The organism is Methylobacterium sp. WL18 (assembly GCF_008040015.1).
GTDB lineage: Bacteria > Pseudomonadota > Alphaproteobacteria > Rhizobiales > Beijerinckiaceae > Methylobacterium > Methylobacterium mesophilicum.
This window is the reverse complement of the sequence record NZ_VRVD01000840.1, coordinates 1-1702: the sequence shown is the minus strand read 5'-3', so window position 1 is coordinate 1702 and position 1702 is coordinate 1. Positions and strand designations below refer to the sequence as shown.

General features: G+C 73.9%; 1 protein-coding gene. It reads right to left on the bottom strand.

The features are described 5' to 3' along the window. The coding region (locus FV228_RS28895) for an FUSC family protein (RefSeq protein ID WP_246694066.1) at positions 1-1702 on the bottom strand (1702 nt) is incomplete at both ends.

Sequence of the window (1702 nt, the reverse complement as noted above, 5' to 3'; positions counted from 1 at the left end):
GGCCCGGGCGGGCACGACGGCGTCGCGGGCCTCGCCGGGGAGGCTGAGCAGCACCGCCTCGGCGAAGCCGGCATGGGCCTTCAGCGCCCGCCGCAACTCCTGGCGGACTTGGTCCGGCTCCCAGATCGGCCAGAGCAGGAGGCAGCTCGCCACCGCGATCAGCCCGCCCAGCACGGTGAAGCCGGCGCGCATGCCGACGATCTCCCAGGAGCTGTGGCCGGGCTCCAGCAATTCGACCAGCAGCACCACCAGCGGGGTCAGGCAGGTGACGAAGAAGCCGTAGGAGATCTGGCGCGCCGCGAACCCGACGACGCTGAGCACGAGGATCAGCCCGGCCTCCACCAGCGGGGTTGTGGCGTAGTAGGCCAGCACCGCCCCCGCGAGGCCGCCGAGCACCGTGCCGCCGATCCGCTCCAGCGCCCGCTGCCAGGTCGCGGCGTAGAACGGCTGCATGGTCAGCACCACGGTCATCACCAGCCAGTGCGTGAACGCGCCGGCATAGGTCAGGGTCGCGGCCAGCGCCGGCGCCGCGACCGCGGTGGCCCGCAGGGCGTGCCGGAGGTTCGGCGAGGCCGGGGTGAAGTTCTGCCGCAGCGGCTCCCAATAGCGGGTCCAGCGGTCGAGGCTGCGGCCGTCCGTGAGGGTGCCGCCGGGCCGATAGCCCTCCGGGGTCGACAGCTTGGCGCCCATCCGGACGCGCCCGACGATCGGGTCTGCCAGCCGCGCCAGGGTCGGATCCTCCGACAGGTCCTCGGCCGCCCGGGCGATGGAGCGCTCCAGCCGGGCGAGATCGAGGCTGGCATCGTCGCGGATCGCCCGGGCGATGGTGACCAGGAGCGGGCGCAGGCGCCGGAGGAAGGTCTTGGCCAGGGCCCGGCGGCGGGCATCGGGGCGGCTGTCGATCAGCTCCGCCACGGCGATCAGCGCCGAGAAGATCTGCTCGGCGCTCTCCAGGCGCAGCAGCGCCTGGGCAGTGCGCTCGGAGACGCGCTCCCGGGAGCGGGCGAGGTCGAGGATCATGGTGCGGGCGGCCTCGATGCTCGCGCGCACGCCCCGCCGGTGGCCGCGTGCATGTCCGTCGAACGCGTCCGCGTCGGGATCGGGCAGGGCGACGAGCCGCTCGAGGTCGCCGCAGAGCCGCGCCAGGCCGTGCCAGACCTCGGCCACCGCCCGGTGCGCCGGCCGGTACGGGTGAAGGCGCCAGATCACCAGGGCGAGCAGCGTCGCCCAGAGCCCGCCGGCCGCGAACATCAGCGCCACGATCCCGGCCTGCTCCAGGGTCAGCGGCCGGTCGAGGGCGATGCACAGGACGACCACCAGCACGTTCCCGGCCGATTGCGCCTGCACGCTCCAGACCCGGACGTAGGAGCACGCGAAGATCAGCGCGCAGGAGATCGGCACCACCACCAGCAGCCCCAGGGGCTGCAGCAGGCCGAGGCCCGCCCAGAGCAGGCCGCCGAGCAGCGAGAACGCGGTCAGCACGCGCAGGCGCGCCCGCATCGGACCGCCATTGTCGCAGAAACACGCGAGGTTGGCGGCAAGCGCCATGGTGAGCAGCGGCGGCCACTGCACCCAGATGTTGATCAGGATCACGACGCCGAACGCGAAGGCCGCGCGCACGCCCTCGACAAGCCGGACGTTGCGCAGGTCCAGGCCGGTGGGCAGGCGCCGCAGATCCGCCCCGGGCCGGCCGAGGCTGCCC